Source organism: Paenibacillus gansuensis (assembly GCF_042684925.1).
Classification (GTDB): domain Bacteria; phylum Bacillota; class Bacilli; order Paenibacillales; family DY6; genus Paenibacillus_N; species Paenibacillus_N gansuensis.
Window position 1 is genome coordinate 78398 of record NZ_JBHUME010000013.1, and the last position, 13463, is coordinate 91860.

Annotated in this window: 14 protein-coding genes; 3 read left to right on the forward strand and 11 right to left on the reverse strand. The window is 43.5% G+C overall.

Going from position 1 to position 13463, the window contains the following annotated elements:
* Positions 1-70 precede the first annotated feature (70 nt).
* From ACFSUF_RS19785 to ACFSUF_RS19795, 3 genes are all read right to left on the reverse strand, one after another.
* A complete protein-coding gene (locus ACFSUF_RS19785) occupies positions 71-502 on the reverse strand; it encodes a hypothetical protein (RefSeq protein WP_377605747.1) in 432 nt (143 codons plus the stop codon).
* Positions 503-594: 92 nt separating this feature from the next.
* Positions 595-2442 carry a phosphoadenosine phosphosulfate reductase domain-containing protein gene (locus ACFSUF_RS19790; protein WP_377605750.1) on the reverse strand — a complete coding sequence of 616 codons (1848 nt, stop codon included), beginning with the start codon at positions 2440-2442 and terminating at the stop codon, positions 595-597.
* Positions 2443-2703, reverse strand: coding sequence for a hypothetical protein (locus tag ACFSUF_RS19795; protein WP_377605752.1), 261 nt, complete (start codon positions 2701-2703; stop codon positions 2443-2445).
* 1179 nt (positions 2704-3882) lie between these two features.
* Between ACFSUF_RS19795 and ACFSUF_RS19800 the strand changes: the two genes are divergently transcribed.
* The gene (locus ACFSUF_RS19800; RefSeq protein ID WP_377605753.1) at positions 3883-5139 is read left to right on the forward strand and encodes a replication initiation protein; all 1257 of its coding nucleotides are present in this window, start codon (positions 3883-3885) and stop codon (positions 5137-5139) included.
* Between the two features lie 62 nt (positions 5140-5201).
* Here ACFSUF_RS19800 and ACFSUF_RS19805 read toward each other — a convergent pair whose 3' ends face one another.
* The 8 genes from ACFSUF_RS19805 to ACFSUF_RS19840 all read right to left on the reverse strand — a co-directional run bounded on the left by ACFSUF_RS19805 (position 5202) and on the right by ACFSUF_RS19840 (position 11863).
* Positions 5202-6641 (reverse strand): DNA cytosine methyltransferase, encoded by a 1440-nt coding sequence (locus ACFSUF_RS19805; RefSeq protein WP_377605756.1) that lies wholly within the window; start codon positions 6639-6641, stop codon positions 5202-5204.
* Between the two features lie 80 nt (positions 6642-6721).
* Positions 6722-7084: a hypothetical protein gene (locus ACFSUF_RS19810; RefSeq protein WP_377605758.1), complete on the reverse strand. Its 363-nt coding sequence runs from the start codon at positions 7082-7084 to the stop codon at positions 6722-6724.
* Entirely contained in the window at positions 7068-7508 is a 441-nt protein-coding gene (locus tag ACFSUF_RS19815; protein WP_377605760.1) for a hypothetical protein, read from the reverse strand. Before ACFSUF_RS19815 ends, ACFSUF_RS19810 begins: the two co-directional genes overlap by 17 nt.
* A gap of 134 nt (positions 7509-7642) precedes the next feature.
* The gene (locus ACFSUF_RS19820) at positions 7643-8131 is read right to left on the reverse strand and encodes a hypothetical protein (protein ID WP_377605762.1); all 489 of its coding nucleotides are present in this window, start codon (positions 8129-8131) and stop codon (positions 7643-7645) included.
* Positions 8132-8174: 43 nt separating this feature from the next.
* Entirely contained in the window at positions 8175-8516 is a 342-nt protein-coding gene (locus ACFSUF_RS19825) for a hypothetical protein (RefSeq protein WP_377605764.1), read from the reverse strand.
* 648 nt (positions 8517-9164) lie between these two features.
* On the reverse strand, positions 9165-10733 hold the full coding sequence (locus ACFSUF_RS19830; RefSeq protein WP_377605766.1) for a hypothetical protein: 1569 nt from the start codon (positions 10731-10733) through the stop codon (positions 9165-9167).
* A gap of 34 nt (positions 10734-10767) precedes the next feature.
* Positions 10768-11436 (reverse strand): DUF4145 domain-containing protein, encoded by a 669-nt coding sequence (locus ACFSUF_RS19835; RefSeq protein WP_377605768.1) that lies wholly within the window; start codon positions 11434-11436, stop codon positions 10768-10770.
* A gap of 232 nt (positions 11437-11668) precedes the next feature.
* Positions 11669-11863 (reverse strand): hypothetical protein, encoded by a 195-nt coding sequence (locus ACFSUF_RS19840; RefSeq protein ID WP_377605770.1) that lies wholly within the window; start codon positions 11861-11863, stop codon positions 11669-11671.
* A gap of 376 nt (positions 11864-12239) precedes the next feature.
* Between ACFSUF_RS19840 and ACFSUF_RS19845 the strand changes: the two genes are divergently transcribed.
* Both ACFSUF_RS19845 and ACFSUF_RS19850 read left to right on the forward strand, forming a co-directional pair.
* Entirely contained in the window at positions 12240-12872 is a 633-nt protein-coding gene (locus ACFSUF_RS19845; RefSeq protein WP_377605772.1) for a hypothetical protein, read from the forward strand.
* A 23-nt stretch (positions 12873-12895) separates the two neighbouring features.
* A complete protein-coding gene (locus tag ACFSUF_RS19850) occupies positions 12896-13090 on the forward strand; it encodes a hypothetical protein (RefSeq protein ID WP_377605774.1) in 195 nt (64 codons plus the stop codon).
* The last annotated feature ends 373 nt before the right edge of the window (positions 13091-13463 follow it).

A 13463-nucleotide genomic window follows, 5' to 3' on the forward strand; every position in this document is an offset into this window, starting at 1 on the left:
CCGCGTCCAAGCGGGGGATTTTTTTAAAATCCGTCCCGCCTGGCCGGGAATAACTATGCACTAAACCGACTTACAGACCGCTGTAGAACAAGTCGCCCCACATAATCCGCTGTATCGACGAAATAAGGATCGTGAGGCCAAACGTCAAGTAAATGCCGACGAACAGCCAACAAGCCACGGGATATGTGTGAAGCCACAGATAAGTTTGACCGATCGCTAGTGTAAGCTGACCCGCAGTGTGCAAACCCTTCCGCCAATGGCGAAGGATTTTCTTGAAAATAGATGGCCTGCTTACGAGTTGAAGGTCGTCTGCATATTCGTAGCATTTGCCGGTTTCATAGGTAAATCCCGGCCGGCCCGAATACTTCACTTTGTACACCCACATTCCGCGCGACTTGTGACTGTATAGCACAATGCCGTACTTGCCCTGCCGAATCCCCCATAAGACCTTCACGACGGATCCAGCAAAAATGCGTTTCTGCGAAGCGGGTTTTTCCTGCATACCGATTACCTCCAAAGACCCCCGCTTCCAGGCGTGGGATAATTTTATCCGTCCCGCCTGGCCGGGAATAACGTTGCTATATTATGGCTAATCTATAATACCGCCGCGATGAAATCCCGCTCCATTTCCTCCTCTTTTATCCGCGCTATCGCCGCAGCGTCTTCCGCTGTGAACTGATCCACACCGGTCCCAAACGGATCAAAAACTGGATGGCACAGCAGCCCGCGGAAGTGACCATCGACACCCAACAGCTTATATATTGCTTCACGAAATCGTTCAGTGACGGGGAAGCCCTCTACCTCTTCCCGATGAAGTACCATCTGGTAAGCGGTCAGAATTTCGCTCTCGCGCCATTCGATGCCGAGCCGGTGCATGGCTTCCAAAATGTGTGTGCGGGCGTCGATCGTAAGATCGCCGATGCCGCGCCCGATTTTGGACTTGCCAATACGTTGATACCCGCCTATACCTCCATAACGTATATCCTGAGCAACACCTTTCAGAATGCCGCGGAACAGGTAGTATTTTTCATACTCAGGAAACGTGTTTAGCAGGTTTCCCATGCTCCTGTCGTTGGAAATCGTACAGGCAAAGCAACCGGTCCTTGCGGACTTTCCGCATTGCATCATCGCTTCATTGTCGTTGACGACGGCTGCACCAAGAGGACACTCACTTCCTGCAGCACTCCCATAAAAATGCAGAAGCTCCGTATTGCGTGCCCCGTATTTACTCCAAGGCGCCCGGTTAAAGGCAAGGTATGTAACGACCTCTTGGCTCGTCCAATCTCGAATAGGGCTACAGGTGCGGATATTACCAACAGGATGATTGCCGTAAAACTCATCGCCGAAAAATTTCTCCAAACTCCTTCTTCGATTCCCGCTCTCATTGTCGCGGCTGCCCATGACAAGACAGGTATCCTCGGCGCCTTCTGCTAAAAAGACAGCTTCGAGAAAATCGCGTGCCGGTTCGATCTTTAATCGTCGGACGCAGTAACGAAACGTGGTTGAGGGGGATTGGTACCCTTTTCCAATGATGCAGACCATAAGGGTTTGATCTTCCCTCGGCTCGACAATATGATACTCAACCCACGGCAAGGCTCGCGCAAGTGCTTCCCGCAGCGCCAGTATGCTTGCTTTAACTCCCGGATTCTCGACGAGCGTGTCACTCGTAATGATCATGATCTTCTTCGAGGGATCTGGGTTAGCGATAGCATGCTCAATCATCAGCTGGGCAACGGTCCGGCTGTCTTTTCCCCCTGACATTAACAGGCCAATACGGGTGTGGTCGTTATAAATCCTTTTGATTCGCTCCCGAGTCGCTGTTAACAGGTCGTCATCGACCTTATCCAAAATATCGAGCGTTTCCCCATCAATAACTCGCACACGGTCACGCGTTCCGGTGTCCACCTCATCGACGTCAAAATCGAGGAATGGCTGGCAACGATCTACCGGGTACGGCATTGGATCATCCTGGGCGCCATAGGGAGGAATCCGGTTGTGCATATAAACCTCCACCAGCAGCGTACAGGTGGGATGGAAACACCACATCTGGAATTTATGCTTCGGGCTCTGATAATGCCAATTAGCTCCATCATCGATCATGGCGTCGATCATCGCCTGGACGGGAATCATTAACCGGAAGCCAACTCTCTCAAGGAATGAAAAGAGCGAACCCGCAGGGGATTCGCTCTCGAATATCATATCCCATTTGAAGTTGCTGTCCTGAGAGATGCAGTCTTCGGCCGGCACGTCCTTCATGAAGGTGTGCAGCACGTAGTAGCTCTCGTTGCAGAACACAGCTGACCAGTCACGGATTACACCATGAAACGTAAAAGCGGCCCTCTCCAGAAAGTCCCACACATCGGTTAGGATTAAATTATAATCCCGCAGCCGATCAGTTACGGCAACCTTGTTCTTGTTGTCAACAAACTGGTACCTGTCCATTCAAATTTCCCCCTCTATGCTGAATGTGTCGTTCGCATACAAAACGCCTTCGTAGAAACCGACTAGCATGCCGTCCTGCCATACCAAGGTAACCATCTCACCTGAAGCAACTTCGTGGAGCTCGTCCGGTGTATGAAGGAAATACTCAGCGTGATGGCCACTCCTATCGACGAACCATCGGATGAAGCGACCACCGGAAGAAGAAATCAAAAAGTCTACCAGTTCTCCACCCAACAACACAACACGATTCTTTCGATTCATCTACTTCCTCCTGTTTAGGGCATAAAAAAACAGGTAGACGCAAAAAAAGAACATACCTATACCGGCGCATGTTCTAATTGGTCTCCTGTAAATAACCCTGTTCATATAAGCTAATAAAAAGCTTGCCCCATCTCCGCCGAAAAAGGAACGGCAAAGAAAATTTTGTATTGCATCGTATTGACTAAATTTTACCATGGGATATAGGGCGGTGACAAGACCACGCAGTAAGTGCCACACAAAAGGGAGCCAGATTGGTCAGAACCACAAGTGCCACACGAAACAGGTATAATCCCTTCTATAATAGAAGTGCCACATGAAAAGGAGTCCTTTACCCGTTCAACGTATAGAAACTTCAGACGTATAGCTCTAATTCCTAAGGAAAATGCCCTTTAAAAGAAAAATCTATAGGAGTAAATAGTCATCAAAGGTAGAAATGCCACACAGAGCAGGGTCATTTTAGCATGAAACACCTTATTTGCCACACCAAAGGGAGTAAAACCTAGATAATTAATGGCATTAAAAGTTAATAAACTATCTCTAACTCCCTTTAGTGTGGCACCTTACTCCCGTTTGTGTGGTTATCCACACCTTTCCATGTGGCAGGAATAGTCCTCTATATGTGTCAGTAAACTCCCCTTTGTGTGGCAGTTTACTCCTTTCCATGTGGCATTAATCCCAGTCAAACCCTTATCATAGTTGGACTTCCACTATCCTTAAACAGATTAAACACATAAAATATAAACAAAATAAAAAATTAAAGAATAATATATTATTGTTAAAGCAACTCATCAATTTATACTATGCAGCGCTCGAAAAAAAAGAATACTCCGCTTGGTGTGGCAATTCGTATGCGTTTCATATACTCCCTTTAGTGTGGCAGTAAGATTATCATCATATCTACATCGACTTATTACGTGTGGCACTTCTCCTGCTTGATTTACCCTGTCACTAAACGCCCCCTTTCTTGTGGCAGTATCTATTTATACTCGATTTAGCCTCAAACCCTGGATAAATAAAGGAATATCCTATAATAATTTAAGCATTCACTCCTTTTCATGTGGCAGTAATTAAAAAACTACTCCATTTATAAGTGCCACACGAAAGGGAGTAGAAATCTATGAAAATCTTTCCTATAGTCTTAATAGAAAGTCGAATTTTAATAGAAAGGTGGTCATGAACATGGAGGAAGAACAAGTGGTCACGAAAATCCAAGATGCTAGAGCTGTCCAAATTGCCTTTGACTTTGAACCGGATCCCATCTCTGACCACTATATTGTTTCCGAAGCAAACGCATTAATTGAGGCTCGAACCAATCTCGATATCTATGAAGAACGGCTCATTTACATACTCGCTTCAAGAATAAATCCCAAGGATACCCATTTCCGAACCTGTTATTTTAAAGTTAAAGAAATCGCTGATAAGCTCGATCTAAAAGACAAAAATCTGTACAAACGTCTCAGAGAAATCGTACGCCGCCTGAGTCGAAAACAAGTAGTAATTGATGATAAATATGAAAATACAACACTCGAAGCAAACTGGCTAGCTGCATCCAAATACTATCATGGAAAAGGGATCATCGAACTTGAATTTTCACAAATGCTTGGACCATATCTCCTCCAGCTAAAAAATAATTTCACGAGCTTTAAATTGTGGAATGTGCTCTATTTAAAGAGTTCATACTCTTCCAAGCTTTACAAAATGCTAAAACAGTACCTACCGCTCGGAAAACGGAAATTCGCCACCCTTGCCGAACTAAAAGATGCACTCGAGATTGAAGATGGTAAATATGTTATGTATAGCCATCTAAAAAACCGCATTTTACTTCATGCACAGCGGGAATTGGCAGATAAAACCGATATTAAATTCGATATAGAGGAAATTAAAAATGGCAACAAGGTCGTGGGTATTACCTTTCTCATATCCCCTAACCCTCGGACACCACGGTTGGCGATTAATGGAGCGGAATCCTTTGAACATGAATCCATCTACGATACATTGAAACGGTTTGATATCGATAAGAAGACGGCAACCGAACTTCTGGTAACCTACGGAGAAAATCACATCCGTGCTAACATCCGGTACGTTTACGAAAAGCAACAGAATGCCGAAATCAGCAGTCTCTCCGGTTACATAATTAAGGCCATTAAGGAAAATTACGCTAAAACAGCTAAGACATACACACCAGACGATGAAAATGATCGCTCTACCTCTATTGAATATTTGAACAATAGAATTAATAGTACCGTTGATGTGTACCACCTTATGGTGCGAGATAATGTCAAAAGCACAGCCGAAGCTGAACGAGAATTGCTTCTTAGTCTTATTAAAGATATTAACTCCACATCAGACCATCGTATCCGGAAGAACATGCGACCACTACAAGAATCCGATATTGTACATCCAAAAGGTAAGGCAGCCTTTAAGTACCATAGCTAAAAAACCGCCCTCGGATATTATCCCTAGGAGCGGTTTTACTAATTGCCAATCACTTCAGTTCCTTATGAAATCATAAAACCGATCTGACCGGACTGGTCCATTGAGAAAGCAAATGAATCATTGGCCTGCTGCTTTTTGGTCGCATTTTCTTTGGCAAAACGACGAAAGAACACTGAAGCCAATTCTGCTGCGAACGATTTTAAAACCTTTCCGCAAACCGATTGCCCGATTTGTTCATAAATCCGGGTAATTGGAATATGCGGCGGCCACGTAAACCACTCCGGAATCGAGAAGATCCGTCGCAGCTCGCTAATGGTTAAAAAGCGCCATTTCGTTCTATCTTCATTTAAGACATAGCTGTTGCTCGCCGATTGACTTCTGTACCTTCTGGCAATACACTGAATGACCGACGCATTCTCGTCGACAAAGGTTTTATCCAAGTTACGGTCCGCCCACGCATTGTCTTTCTCCGCTTTCTTGTTGAAGCTGTCCTTCCAAGCATCGAGGCTCTTCCAGGCATGGACCGTAGACCGTGGGTCAAGAAACTCCTTCAGTTTTCGGTGCCGAACGGCTGGCGGCTTCGGTACCCGGAAAAGGTCAAAATCTTCCTTCTCCTTAAAATACACTGCATAAGACCGGTTGCGCAGCGCAACACTGCCAAAGTCATGGCTCTGCAGCTGGATTGGGCCTACTGTATATGGGTAGTCATTGCTGAGAAGTTCCCGCAGATCATTATAAGTCGAAGAGTGAAAAAAGCTTGGGACATTCTCGAAGAAAATTGCCCGACATTCAGCAGCTTTCAGGATCTTGTATGTACCAAGAACCAGGTTATCAAAGTATGACTCCCCGCCGTCACCCAAATTCGAGAATTCTGTACAGCTCAAGGACACGAAAGCAACGTCAGCATTCGCCACCGTATTGCAATCCCGTAAATCCCCGTTGAATAGAAAGCTGTGCGGGAAATTGTGCTTTAGGACCTCGGCGCTATCCTCCTCGATCTCAACCTCCATCGTGGCAGTAAAATACTGGCTGTCACAGAACATACTAGTCCCGATTCCTGCCCCTGCGCAGATAGAGAGAAGACGTAGGCGCTCATCTGCAGGACTCTCAAACGTATCCGTCTCAAAAAGCCTGAATCGGAGCGGGCGAACTACTACTGTTCCTATATCGCCGTTACGATAAACGGATATCTCGATCTTCTCCTGGATGCAAAGAATGGTCGAATACCGGTCACCGCACGTATCGACAAGCGGCCGCGGTTGCCCGCTGACACGATTCATCCGGGACGAAACGCTGACCTCATGCACGTCAGCAACCTCTTCCGAAAATGGCTTGTTCTGGATGGTGATCAACTTGTCATCCTCATTGACCAACACATACAGGTCAGCGCCCGGGGCCCATCCTGCAGCCTCGCAAACCAACGATTGAATCCATAATCGAGGCTTTTCATGCTTGCTTGAGACCGTGTATACCTTCTGGAGAAGCAGTTTAGATTTATTCATGTTTAGCTCCCATTGCAGGTTCGGGGGAAGCCCCCGATGCTGCCGAGGGACTTCCTCCTTCTATTATGAGTTTGAATTGCCTACCTGTTTACAGCAATCATCCAATTAAGCTTTTCAGACTCTTTATCACCAGTGAAAATGCTAATCTTCTGACTTAGACGGCCTTCACGTTCGACGATGCGCTTTAGGGCAAGGTCCATATCGCCTTCGATGCACCCCTCCCGGTCGTGAGGCGTAACGACCGCTGTCTTCACAATGGCGGCATCCCACCGCGCAACCGGATCGGTATCCCGCTCCTGCTGTGATAGAACGACGGAAGGGAAATTGAAGCCGTGTTCAATCAGAACTATGTTCTCCGCAAATTCCTTTGCGGTCATCCCGGCATCCCGCAACTGTTCGTCGGATACGCGAATTCGGATTTTTACTTCAATCTCCTGTGCCATCGTACCCCGCCCCTTTCGAACGATTAAATGCAGAGGTAAATTCCAGTATAATGGCATCGACCTGTTCCTTCGTCATGCCGTGGCAGTTCGTAGCGAGTTCGGCCACCTGCTCTTTCATGCGCCGGTAAACATCGTCATCCGGATGTAGCAGATGATCTTCGATCGATTGGACCACAACAAGCGAAAAATGGTCCGGGCCGAGTACATTGGCATCGAAGCCCATTGGGAACGCATGATAGCTGCGCCCCGGGGGCACGACTTCGTTGTACTCCCTGACCAAGCGCTCAGCAACTTGAGCGGGTCGTGAACGGTATGACCAATAACCACCGTTTTCTAACCGGCACCATATCATCTTATATTCCAACTGCTCCTGCGTATTGATCACGAATGGTTGCGAACCGTTTTTGACCAGCGTAACACTCATCTAAATCGCTCCTACGCTCCCGCTGCACCGGGAGCCAATTTTAGGCTTAATCCCGTGCAGGGGATGAGAAATACAGTTAGATGATGCCCGTAATGCTCCCCAGTGATAACATACTTTGAAGCGGGATATTCGGGTTACATAGCTGCTCGGTCATTCACAGCCAACAAATCGCCGCCATCGAGCCATTGTGTCCATCGAAAGAGCTCACCAGTTTCCGCATCCGTCAAGTCAACATCCCACCCTTTTCTCGCGTAGTATGCCGCCTCAACAACGGTACCACGAAGGCAGCGGGACCTTGAAAAAAGATTACGTTTCACCTTGATGGTAACCTCATCCCCTATCAAGACCGAAGCAAAGCGAGAAATACCGCCTAACTTCTTCAGCTTCGCAGCCTGATTGTTGAGCAAGACGATTTCACCACCGTCTCTTTTAGATGTCCAACGAACAGCAAAGCCCGTTTTATCATTGATTAGATCAATCTCCCAACCGAGGGAGTTGTAGTGAGCAGCATCTTCAACGGTACCGCTGATGTAACGCGACTTGGAAAAGAAGTTGCGTTTGAGCTTAATCGTAACGGAATCGCCTCTTTTGATGTTGTTGAAATTACCTTTCTTCTTTGACATAAGAACTGCCTCCAATTTGGTATAATTTAACATCAATACAATTTCAAAAATGCCCTTTTGTAGCTTCGAGACGCTTCTCCCCGGTCTCATCACCCCACTGGTCAGTAGGAGCAAGCTCATCGCCGTTCCAGTTGTAAACCCTGCCGCAAGGACAGGATGTTGTGAAACCGGAGCACTCGATTTTTGCGCCGCAGTTACAGCGAATCAGGACATAACCCGGAATCCGTCTGCTAAAATCGAACGTATAAGGCTCCATGGTCTTTCCGCAGCGGCACGGGGTCGGATCTACATGCTTCGTCGTTCCTGTCCCGCAACCGCAGCACTGGACGCCTTCTTTCACGTCTTCCTCGATGCGGCTGTCTACTCTTTTGATGACGGTAGCCATCTTCTTTTCACTCCTCTATGGTTGGTTCACAGGTGATTATTACAACATCCCTGTATGCCTCTCTAAGCTGGCTGATAATGTCATCCTCATTGCCAGCAACGTAATCAATCAAACTTTCATAGATGATCGATCCGTTTTCCTGGCTTATGGGGACAATAGCCGCTCTCACCGCTTCATAATTCTCGGCCGTAATGGAGAAAAAGAATTGGTGATCTATCCGCTTCCAAGGAAGGGAAAGTCAGCCAATTGTTCTTCAATCGTCGTTGGCTCCATTTAGCATGATTTGATGTAGAGGTTTTTCATGTCGGCACCTTCCATTTTTCAACACCCTCCCTTTGTCGGACAACGCAAAAAAAAGAGCACAAAAAAAGACACACGGATCCCGTATGTCTATTGCGCTCCATTGGTTGAACCTTGATTTAATTACGCTGCAAAGCGACTCATTCCCGATCGAAAATATGACGATCAGGAAAATTTAGGTGTTTCGTATTGCCTCCTATTATACAGGACTTCCCGATAACATTAAAGATAGTGATGGAAAAATGCCCTTGAACTCGTGGGTTACGAGCTCATATGGATAAATTCCACATTATTCTTAAAATATTCCCATACCGAAGATACCCTGATTGGGATATTTTAAAAATGCTATTATTCTATTATTTTTTCCAATTCAACGCACTTTGCCTCTAATATGCCAAGTTTCTTTAGGTTATATGAAAAATCTTCCAGTTGACTAACCCTAAATCCATTTTCCTTATTCAGTTGAGTTAAACAACCTTCCAATTCACTCAACTGATTAGAACTTACAAAAAGATTGATCAAGTGTTCTGAATCTCGAAGAATATCGTAGACTGATTTCAAATTACCGTTCTTTATATAGTCTGAAAATACAGCGAATAATTCTTCCCTATCTTTGAAGCCGGTCGATATCAAATCTTCTGCTTTTTTAGCACCTTTTCTTGCGGCGGAAAGAACGGCTAAAACAAGATTAACTTTCATTTCATTTGAAATGCGTAATATGTAACTTTTACTTATTTTTTGTAATAGTAATGTTGCATCGTTACTAATTTTATAGGTAGATGTGTAGTCAATTCTATTTTGCAATCTATCAAAAAATGCTTTATCAAGCTGAGGTGAATCGAGTTTTTCAACACATGCTTCCCATTTCTCTAATAAATCCACATCTCCCATATCAATAACAGAACAAAGCCCGTCAATAATTTGTTGTTTTTTTGCTTGATCGAGGGGATTTTGTTCATTCTCTAAGTAACTAATAAGAACTATTGGAGAAAGTACTCTATTATTCAAAAATAGACAAAGTATATCTAGACGATCATGCTCATCTATATGTTTAGAAAGGAAAATTTCAAAAATTAAAATGATGTTATCTTTAGTTAGAGCCTTCATTTCCGTTACTCTTCGTATTATTTTTTTCTGATCATCCTTATCAAAGATTCTCAATATTTCAATGTTGCTTTCTAACATCTTCAAGACATATGAAAATGGTTCAGCTTGATCTAATAAAGGGGGAAGGTAGCTTTGAATTTTCATGTTTGTATCATCATCTGTATATCGAGTAAACCCAGAGACTAAAAGCGCCGCATTTTTTCTTTCTATCGAAGTTGCTTCTTGCTTCTTGATAACTGATATTAATTCACGGCATATAGTTGGAAGCACTGAGGAATGGATGATATTAAAGTGCTTTTCGGAAACCGCTGAGTTATCTCGTGGATCTGGAAAGAATACGTCACTTTTAATCTTCTCAAGCAGTTCAGCCTTATACTTAAATCCGATTCTTGGTGGTTTTGAAAGTAGAAAATCATAGATGCCAGCGAAGACATTTCGGGCCTCTTCAGGGCTAGATTGATGCCCGCCTGGATGTGCACAAGAGTTACGGACATCTTTGTATCCGAGTAGTGCTTTATACTCGTAAGGTTGAATAATTCCTATCGATTGTGCACCATCTATTAAATTTTGTTCATATGGTGATTGTCCCTTAATTAAGTCATTGATTTGCTCCATTAATTCCGTTGCCTCAGGAACTGACGTAGACAATGAAAGTATCTTATTTTTCAAGTCATACATACCAGACACAAAACTTAATATAACGCATGCTCGGTATGATCCAGCGTTATAACATCTCAATGCTTCAGCCATATAATTTCGAATTTCGTAATCTTTAATCGAAATCACCAGCTGCTCCATGTCTCTTAACAATTGATTTCCACCCTTTCTCGAACTTCCAAAATAACTATTTCATTAAAGGCTTTCCTAGTCTTTGTAATTTTTTATTCAGTTCAGTTTTCCTTGTTTCTAACTTTTTAGGATACAGGAAATAAAAATCAAATAACATTTCCAAAACTTCTAGCAACCATTCTGCTTCTCCTGGCTCAACATCTATAATTTCACCTGTATTTGTGTCTTTTAAAGGGTGTGCAGCAAAATTCCCGATGTTTCGAATCGCATCCACAGCTTTGATAATATAGCTCGGTACTTGTTGAGAATTAATAAATTGATCAATTTCCTGCGCCAAACTGTTTTTCTTAATCTTTAATTCATTATGTAAAAAGTTTTGAAGGCACCTTCTACTTAGTGCTGCACTCGCTTTGGAACTGATAAACAAAACATTAACCGCCTCGTTAAAATCGGATAAATATTCACGGGGTATTTCTTCTGTAACGATAAGCTTATTCTTATTAAGAGGGTACAGTGTAATTTCGTCTCCACTATGCATTACATATCCAGAACCATTTACTCCGGGTTTATATTCCCCGCTGTAACTAACTACAATTAAATTTTGACATGAAGGACAAAATCCGCCTGCAATGGCACGTCCAATTCTTTGTTCTGAATCAATTTCAAAGGATATTTCATCTAAAATTTCAAAGTGAATATTTTTGGCGCAATATGGGCAAATCATATTTTCCACCTTCCAAAATTACTATTTATAGTCCGCTAGTATCCTAATTATGTCATATACTACATGCTCTTTAACAGGGCAAAACTATTACAACAACTTTACTCAGTCGATTAGGCATTAGTTTAATCCAAGTACAAACCCTGCAACCAAATTCCCCAATTACCGTTCTATTGGCACAAAGAGAATTGAAAAAGACCGCCGCAGCCATAGATAGCTGCAGCGGTCCCTTCACTTACTTGAGGGAATCCGGGTCGTAGTTCATAAAGATATACTCTGTCTCCCTCCGCCGTTCCTGGCCGAGTTCAGACTTTACGAAAGCACCTACCCTGGTGTCCATCGTCCGTACATGGAAGTCGCCGTACAGGTCAAGGATGAATGGATCGCCGTAGTATGTGACGAGGCATTTCCCTTGAATCTCATGAAGCATACGGGCCAGCTCCATGTGATCGGACTTGGTGAAACCACCAAAGTAGAGCTTTTCCTTTCCGAAACATGGTGGATCGACAAAGAAATTCATTCGTGTGCCTAGAGCGACTAACGTTTTGATAACGTTGATACCAATTATAAAGATATTTTTGGTATGTCCTAATAGGTCATAAATTGAAAGGGACATTTCCCTATGTTATTTTTGATCTACAAGAGGGAGGCAGTTAATGATGAATCCAAATATTAGTGATCGTTATAGCTGGTTGATACTGTCCTTTATAAGGATTGATTTTAATTCAGAAAACTCGGTAAAAGAATTTTGGTCCAATTGTTTTCAGTTCAATCGGAGCAAATTCTTACAAATGAAGTTTTCTCTCATGGAAGAACAACCCTACTCAAACGAAGTTAATGATGACGGAATACCCATCATTCCAGATGATTTTCACTTCAAGTTTCTATACATTGAGAAGGATGAAGATGGGTGGGGAGATAGGTATCTTTGGAATTTAAGGGATAAATACCGAGAAGTTCAAAAAGAACTAAAAGAGTATTTGTTCGCAATAGCTCAGGTTGCACATATGAAAAATAGAGGAGAAAAGTTGGTTGGCATGTTCGACGGAGGAATTGCAGGAATATATACAGACCGGTTAAATCGAAGGTTGCAGAATATATCCACAGCGTGCCATATTAATGGATTCGAGATTAAAAAGTTTTATAATACTTTTGATTCCTTTTTGTACAATGAACTTGTTGAATTTTTATTAGCGCCAGAAGGAAAAATGGCGTGTAATATTTGCGGGAAACTAATTCTTTACCCGCATCCCAACCAACTATCACATTATAAATTGGGAAGAGGTCCCGTATACTGCCGGTATGAAGGTGATGAGAATGATCGAAATTCATGCTGGAGAAAAAGTAGAAGGGAAAAGTCCAGAGAAAGCAAGGCAAAAAGTAGAGCGGAGAAAAAACAAAACCAAAAAAATCAAATTCAAATCCCCATTATTAATTAATAAAAATATAGGAGGCAAAACACATGTTTAATACAAATGGTCCAAGGTACTGGAACGGGAAAAGATGGGTTGGCGGAGCCGCAGCATGGGTGCACACTATTAGTGAAAATGATGGCTGGAACCAACACCACATTAAGTTTTATGAAAAGGCGGTTGCAGGCGTAATCGATGAAATGAACCGTGAATCGGAAAAACCTAAGATAAAAAAAATAAAATGATAGCGATTCTTTACATGCTTATTGTAGTAGGACAAGCCCCTAACGGCCGCTAGATCCCTTGCTATTCATTAGGAAGCAGCTGCTCCGGATCGAATTAAACATGATACGGGAAACAGGCAAGACTCTGTTTTTCCTCAAGCGGACGGGGCGAGGACTACTTATCCCGGTTTTGGGAGCTCGCCGAAGGGGGCTACATTGAACCTCAAAACGAGAGAGGGCCACTGCCCCCTCCCGCTCCTTCATCACACCTGAAATCAGAAAGTGAGCATTAAACCGCCGATTTTAATTTCCTTTAACATATAAGCTTCTCCTTGGTGAAGGCTTATTCTTTACCTGGATCCTTGACCGATGAATCTGGAATGTACTTGCTGCA

What these genes read in the sequence shown, in the direction of transcription:
- ACFSUF_RS19825 (WP_377605764.1), bottom strand. Translation starts at nt 8,516, where the DNA reads ATGGCTACCGTCATCAAAAGAGTAGACAGCCGCATCGAGGAAGACGTG.
- ACFSUF_RS19815 (WP_377605760.1), bottom strand. Translation starts at nt 7,508, where the DNA reads ATGAGTGTTACGCTGGTCAAAAACGGTTCGCAACCATTCGTGATCAAT.
- ACFSUF_RS19845 (WP_377605772.1), top strand. Translation starts at nt 12,240, where the DNA reads ATGGAAGAACAACCCTACTCAAACGAAGTTAATGATGACGGAATACCC.
- ACFSUF_RS19835 (WP_377605768.1), bottom strand. Translation starts at nt 11,436, where the DNA reads ATGATTTGCCCATATTGCGCCAAAAATATTCACTTTGAAATTTTAGAT.
- ACFSUF_RS19805 (WP_377605756.1), bottom strand. Translation starts at nt 6,641, where the DNA reads ATGAATAAATCTAAACTGCTTCTCCAGAAGGTATACACGGTCTCAAGC.
- ACFSUF_RS19810 (WP_377605758.1), bottom strand. Translation starts at nt 7,084, where the DNA reads ATGGCACAGGAGATTGAAGTAAAAATCCGAATTCGCGTATCCGACGAA.
- ACFSUF_RS19800 (WP_377605753.1), top strand. Translation starts at nt 3,883, where the DNA reads ATGGAGGAAGAACAAGTGGTCACGAAAATCCAAGATGCTAGAGCTGTC.
- ACFSUF_RS19785 (WP_377605747.1), bottom strand. Translation starts at nt 502, where the DNA reads ATGCAGGAAAAACCCGCTTCGCAGAAACGCATTTTTGCTGGATCCGTC.
- ACFSUF_RS19840 (WP_377605770.1), bottom strand. Translation starts at nt 11,863, where the DNA reads ATGCTTCATGAGATTCAAGGGAAATGCCTCGTCACATACTACGGCGAT.
- ACFSUF_RS19820 (WP_377605762.1), bottom strand. Translation starts at nt 8,131, where the DNA reads ATGTCAAAGAAGAAAGGTAATTTCAACAACATCAAAAGAGGCGATTCC.
- ACFSUF_RS19850 (WP_377605774.1), top strand. Translation starts at nt 12,896, where the DNA reads ATGTTTAATACAAATGGTCCAAGGTACTGGAACGGGAAAAGATGGGTT.
- ACFSUF_RS19790 (WP_377605750.1), bottom strand. Translation starts at nt 2,442, where the DNA reads ATGGACAGGTACCAGTTTGTTGACAACAAGAACAAGGTTGCCGTAACT.
- ACFSUF_RS19795 (WP_377605752.1), bottom strand. Translation starts at nt 2,703, where the DNA reads ATGAATCGAAAGAATCGTGTTGTGTTGTTGGGTGGAGAACTGGTAGAC.